This is a genomic window from Mesorhizobium sp. M7A.F.Ca.AU.001.01.1.1 (assembly GCF_004022735.1).
In the GTDB taxonomy this organism is placed as follows: Bacteria; Pseudomonadota; Alphaproteobacteria; order Rhizobiales; family Rhizobiaceae; genus Mesorhizobium; species Mesorhizobium ciceri.
Genome location: NZ_RZPF01000493.1, coordinates 1 through 5,124, shown reverse-complemented (window position 1 = coordinate 5,124; position 5,124 = coordinate 1). Strand labels below are relative to the sequence as shown.

Annotated in this window: 5 protein-coding genes and 1 pseudogene; 4 read left to right on the top strand and 2 right to left on the bottom strand. The window is 63.4% G+C overall.

The annotated features are described in order from the left end of the window. Positions 1–277 (top strand): annotated as a pseudogene (locus tag EN884_RS25275) (TIGR03808 family TAT-translocated repetitive protein); the annotation flags it as partial. On the opposite strand, the gene EN884_RS25270 reads toward EN884_RS25275, so the two are convergent. Next, complete coding sequence (locus tag EN884_RS25270) at positions 270–1,274, bottom strand: asparaginase (protein ID WP_013532676.1); 1,005 nt, start codon at positions 1,272–1,274, stop codon at positions 270–272. The pseudogene EN884_RS25275 and the gene EN884_RS25270 overlap by 8 nt on opposite strands. Positions 1,275–1,299: 25 nt before the next feature. After that, positions 1,300–2,466 carry an acetyl-CoA acetyltransferase gene (locus EN884_RS25265; protein WP_013532677.1) on the bottom strand — a complete coding sequence of 389 codons (1,167 nt, stop codon included), beginning with the start codon at positions 2,464–2,466 and terminating at the stop codon, positions 1,300–1,302. Between the two features lie 203 nt (positions 2,467–2,669). Here EN884_RS25265 and betI point away from each other — a divergent pair, with 203 nt between their 5' ends. From betI to EN884_RS25250, 3 genes are all read left to right on the top strand, one after another. After that, positions 2,670–3,260: a transcriptional regulator BetI gene (gene betI, locus EN884_RS25260; protein WP_013532678.1), complete on the top strand. Its 591-nt coding sequence runs from the start codon at positions 2,670–2,672 to the stop codon at positions 3,258–3,260. Beyond that, positions 3,257–4,786: a choline-sulfatase gene (gene betC / locus EN884_RS25255; RefSeq protein WP_063167696.1), complete on the top strand. Its 1,530-nt coding sequence runs from the start codon at positions 3,257–3,259 to the stop codon at positions 4,784–4,786. The genes betI and betC overlap by 4 nt, the downstream gene beginning before the upstream one ends. After that, a partial coding sequence (locus tag EN884_RS25250) for a pyridoxal-phosphate dependent enzyme (RefSeq protein WP_128360795.1) occupies positions 4,786–5,124 on the top strand: 339 nt, incomplete at its 3' end. The genes betC and EN884_RS25250, both read left to right, overlap by 1 nt.

The window sequence follows — 5,124 nt, the reverse complement described above, 5'->3', positions numbered from 1 at the left end:
CGAGAACGCGCCACTCTATGGCATGCAGATCGGCTGGGGCCCGTACCTGCGCAATGTCGTCGCCACCGGCAACATCATCCGCAAGGCAGGAACCGGGATCGTCGTATCCGTGGTCGAGGGCGCCGGTACGGCCGTCATTTCAGACAATGTCATCGACGGCGCGCTGAACGGTGCGGTTGTCGGCCAGCGCTGGGCGGAGCCCGCGACAGGCGATCTCGCCTCGTCAAACGGTAGCGGCTACGCGCATCTGACCGTCGAGCGCAATCACGTCACTTGAGAGTTGCCGTCGGCCTCAGCGCTCCGACTTTGGCACCGTTGCGATTTTCGATGGGCGTGTTTGCCAATTCGAGCAGCTTCGCCGCCAAGGCCTCGTCGGCACGCAACAGTTTGGCAAGGACGGCGGCAACCATGGCTTCGCCGGCGCGGCCGGCGCCATCATCGCATTTGAGTGCGATGCCGAGGCCAAGTTCCGGAATTGCGGCACAATGGACGCCTTCGGCGCCGCCCTTCGTGAAAATCCGCCCTGGTGCGGCCTCCATCAACGCGACGTCTTCGCGGCCGCTGCCGGAAACGAAGAAGGGCTCGGCCATGCAGGCGGAAAGCAGCCGCTTTGCAGCCTTGGCTCGCTCTGGGCCAAAACCTGATGTCGTGGCCATGCGGGCAAAGCCGAGCGCGAAGCTCCTGAGCGGCACCGCGTAGGTCGGGATCGAACAGCCGTCGATGGCACGCTGGTCCTCACCATGGACAGCGCCCGTCACCGACTGCATGGCGTCGCGCACCATGTCCTGCAGGCCGTGTCCCGGCTTGACATAGCCGCGATGCGCAATGCCGGCGTGGACGCAGGTGCAGAGGAAGCCGGAATGTTTGCCGGAACAATTGTTGTGCAAGGCGTTCGGCGAGCCGCCGGCGCGGGCGAGCGCAATCTCGGCGTCATGATTGGATGGCCAATGCGTGCCGCATTCGAGCGCCGATCCGTCCAGCCCAGCCTTGGCCAGCATGGATCGCGCAAGGTCGACATGTGCCGGCTCGCCCGAGTGGGAGGCGCAGGCGAGCGCCAGTTCGCGGTTGCCGAAACCATAGGCATCCGCCGCCCCGCTTTCGACCAACGGCAAGGCCTGGATCGCCTTGACCGCCGAGCGCGGAAACACCGGCTTGGCCGTATCGCCGATCTCCCACACGGGCTTGCCGTCGCCATCGAAGACCGCGACTGAGCCGCGATGCGCGCTCTCGACGATCGCGCCGCGCAAGACTTCGATCAGAACCGGATTTGTCATGTCACCTCCCGCAAATGCGGGCGGTTTATCTGATCCGGTCGAGAATGGAAACGTAGTTGGCGACCGCCGCACCGCCCATATTGAAGATGCCGCCCAGTTTTGCGCCCGGCACCTGGATGCCGCTGGCCTCACCGACAAGCTGCATGGCGGTCAAGACATGCATGGACACGCCAGTGGCGCCGATCGGATGGCCCTTGGCCTTCAGCCCGCCGGACGGATTGACCGGCAGGCGACCATCCTTGGCCGTTGTGCCGTCCAACGCCAGCTTCGCCCCCTCTCCCGGCTTGGCAAGGCCCATCGCCTCGTACTCGATCAGTTCGGCAATGGTGAAGCAGTCATGCGTTTCGACGAAGGACAGATCGTCGAGCGTCACGCCGGCCGATTTCAGCGCCCGGTTCCAGGCCTGCTCGCAGCCTTCGAAGGTCAGAATGTCGCGCTTCGACATCGGCAGGAAATCCTGCACATGTTCGTTGGCGCGGAAGGCAACGGCACGGCGCATCTTCAGTGCCGTGGCGGTGTCGGCAAGGATAAGGGCGGCGGCGCCGTCGGAGACCAGCGAGCAGTCGGTGCGCTTCAGAGGACCGGCAACGAAGGGGTTCTTCTCGCTCTCTTGGCGGCAGAACTCATAGCCGAAATCCTTGCGCATCTGCGCATAGGGATTGTCGACGCCGTTCTTGTGGTTCTTGGCGGCAATCATGGCCAGCGCATCCGACTGATCGCCATAACGCTGGAAATAGGCCTGCGCGATCTTGCCGAAGACGCCGGCGAAACCCGCGGGTGTCTCGCCGTCCTCGGGCAGATAGGACGCCTTGAGCAGGTTTTTGCCGATCTCCGGCCCCGGCGTCGTCGTCATCTGCTCCGCGCCGACCACCAGCACGATGCGAGCGGCATTCGCGTCGATGGCGCGGATGCCTTGGCGGACCGCCGCCGATCCGGTGGCGCAAGCGTTCTCGACACGCGTCGCCGGCTTGAAGCGCAGCCGGTCGTCGGCCTGAAGCACCAGACTGGCGGTGAAATCCTGCGCCGAAAAACCGGCGTTGAAGTGGCCGAGCACGATCTCGTCGACCTCGTCGGGACCGATGCCGGCATGGTCGAGCGCGTCCGTTGCCACCTTGACGATGAGGTTTTCGAGCGTTTCGCCCTCAAGCTTGCCGAAGCGCGAATGCGTCCATCCGACGATGCATGCGGTCATGGCGGTCTCCATCCTTGGCGCCGGCCTGGCATGTCGGCTCACGGCGCATTTCGCATCTATTGTTCAAAGATAAACAATCGTGCCGGTTTCGTGAAGGGCTGGAGGCGTACAATCGCTTGGTACAGCCGAGATCGCGGCCGATTTTTTTGTTGATTGACGCGTCAATAAAAAATAATCCTGTTCTCTCAAAGGATCATGGCGAGATGCCGAAAATCGGAATGGAACCGCTGCGCCGCAAGGCGCTGATCGACGCGACGATCTCGGCGATCGGCGAGCGCGGTTCGCTCGACGTGACCATGTCCGAGATCGCCGGACGCGCCGGCGTGTCGTCCGCCCTTGCCCATCATTATTTTGGTGCCAAGGACGAGCTGCTCTTGGCGACGATGCGGCACATACTGGCGGAGCTTACAGCCGATACGTTGCGCGCCCTTGGCTCGGCCAATAGCGCGCGCGAAAGGGTCTCGGCGGTGGTCGCTGTCAATTTCTCCGACATCCAGTTCCAGCCGGAAACCATCGCCGCCTGGCTCGCCTTCTATGTCGAGGCGCAGAAATCATCGGCCTTGCGCCGGCTGCTCAAGGTCTACGCGCGGCGGCTGCACTCGAACCTGATGAGCGGGCTGACCGGGATCTTGCCCAGAGCCGAAGCCGACCGCGCCGCCGAAGCGACCGCGGCGATGATCGACGGGCTCTACATCAGGCGGGCGCTGAAAGACGGCGTGCCCGATGCCGCGACCGCGATCGCGCTGGTCGAGGACTATCTCGAAACCAAACTTGGCGAGCGGCGCAAACAGTGACAATGAAGCGAACCAATTTCCTGATCGTCATGGTCGACCAGCTCAACGGAACCCTGTTTCCGGACGGACCGGCGGAGTTTCTGCATACACCGCATCTGAAAGCGTTGGCCGCGCGTTCGGCGCGCTTTGCCAACAACTACACGGCCTCGCCGCTCTGCGCGCCGGGCCGTGCCTCGTTCATGAGCGGGCAATTGCCGTCGCGCACCGGCGTCTATGACAATGCCGCCGAATTCGCCTCATCGATCCCGACCTTTGCCCATCATTTGCGCGCCGCCGGCTACTACACCTGCCTGTCGGGCAAGATGCATTTCGTTGGGCCGGACCAGTTGCATGGTTTCGAGGAGCGGCTGACGACCGACATTTATCCAGCCGATTTCGGCTGGACGCCGGATTACCGCAAGCCCGGCGAGCGTATCGACTGGTGGTATCACAATCTGGGCTCGGTGACCGGTGCAGGCGTCGCCGAGATCACCAACCAGATGGAGTATGACGACGAGGTCGTGTTCCTGGCCACGCAGAAGCTCTATCAGCTTTCGCGCGAACAGGACGATGCGAACCATCGGCCTTGGTGCCTCACTGTCTCGCTGTCGCATCCGCACGATCCCTATGTCGCGCGCAAGCAGTATTGGGATCTCTATGAGCATTGCCGGGCGCTGGACCCGGAAACCGGGTTCATCGCGTATGACCAGCAGGATACGCATTCCCGGCGGCTGTACCACGCCAGCGACTATCCCTCTTTCGAGATCACACCGGAGCAGGTGCGTCGTTCGCGGCAGGGCTATTTCGCCAACATCTCCTATGTCGACGACAAGCTGGGCGAGATCCTGGACGTTCTCGAGCGTACACGCATGGCGGACGACACAATCATCCTGTTCTGCTCGGATCACGGCGACATGCTCGGCGAGCGCGGCCTGTGGTTCAAGATGAGCTTCTTCGAGGGTTCGGCGCGGGTGCCGCTGATGATTGCCGGCAAGGGCGTTCGCGCCGGGCTGATCGAGACGCCGGTCTCCAATCTCGACGTGGCGCCGACGCTTTGCGATCTCGCCGGCATCGACATCGCTGCGATCGCGCCGTGGACCGACGGCCAGTCGCTGCTGCCGCTCACCGAGGGCATCGAGCGCACCGCGCCGGTGTTGATGGAGTATGCCGCCGAAGGGTCCAATGCGCCTTTGGTGGCGATCCGCGACGGCAGATACAAATTCGTCCATTGCGAGCTCGATCCGCCGCAACTGTTCGATCTCGAAGCCGATCCGCTCGAACGGGACAATCTGGCCGACGACGCGGCCAATGCGGGCCTGGTGGCGGCATTCATGGACAAGGTCCAGACACGCTGGGACATGGCCGGCTTCGACGCCGCTGTCCGCGAAAGCCAGGCGCGCCGCTGGGTCGTCTATCCGGCGCTGCGCAACGGCGCCTATTACCCCTGGGATTTCCAACCCCTGCAAAAGGCGTCCGAGCGTTACATGCGCAATCACATGAACCTCGACAATCTCGAAGAGAGCAAACGGTATCCGCGAGGCGAATGATGTCAGACCTTCTCGTCCCCTCCCTTGACCATCTCAAGCAGGCCTATGCCGTCACCTCCAGGGCGACGCAGATCACGCCGCTGCTGGAATCGACGGCACTAGCCCGCGAGACCGGCGCCGCCCGCGTCTTCATCAAGCCGGAATCGCTGCAATGGGCCGGCTCATTCAAGGTGCGCGGCGCCTATTGGCGCCTGAAGCAGCTTTCAGTTGACGAAGCGAAGAAGGGCGTCGTCGCCTACTCCTCCGGCAATTTCGCGCAAGGGCTGGCGGCTGCCGGCCAGGCGCTTGGCGTTCCCGTCACCATCGTCATGCCGATCGACGCACCGGCCGCCAAGCGT

Bases quoted from the DNA above. Each gene is read 5' to 3' on its own strand.
- EN884_RS25270 (WP_013532676.1), bottom strand. From the start codon at position 1,274: ATGACAAATCCGGTTCTGATCGAAGTCTTGCGCGGCGCGATCGTCGAG.
- EN884_RS25265 (WP_013532677.1), bottom strand. From the start codon at position 2,466: ATGACCGCATGCATCGTCGGATGGACGCATTCGCGCTTCGGCAAGCTT.
- betI (WP_013532678.1), top strand. From the start codon at position 2,670: ATGCCGAAAATCGGAATGGAACCGCTGCGCCGCAAGGCGCTGATCGAC.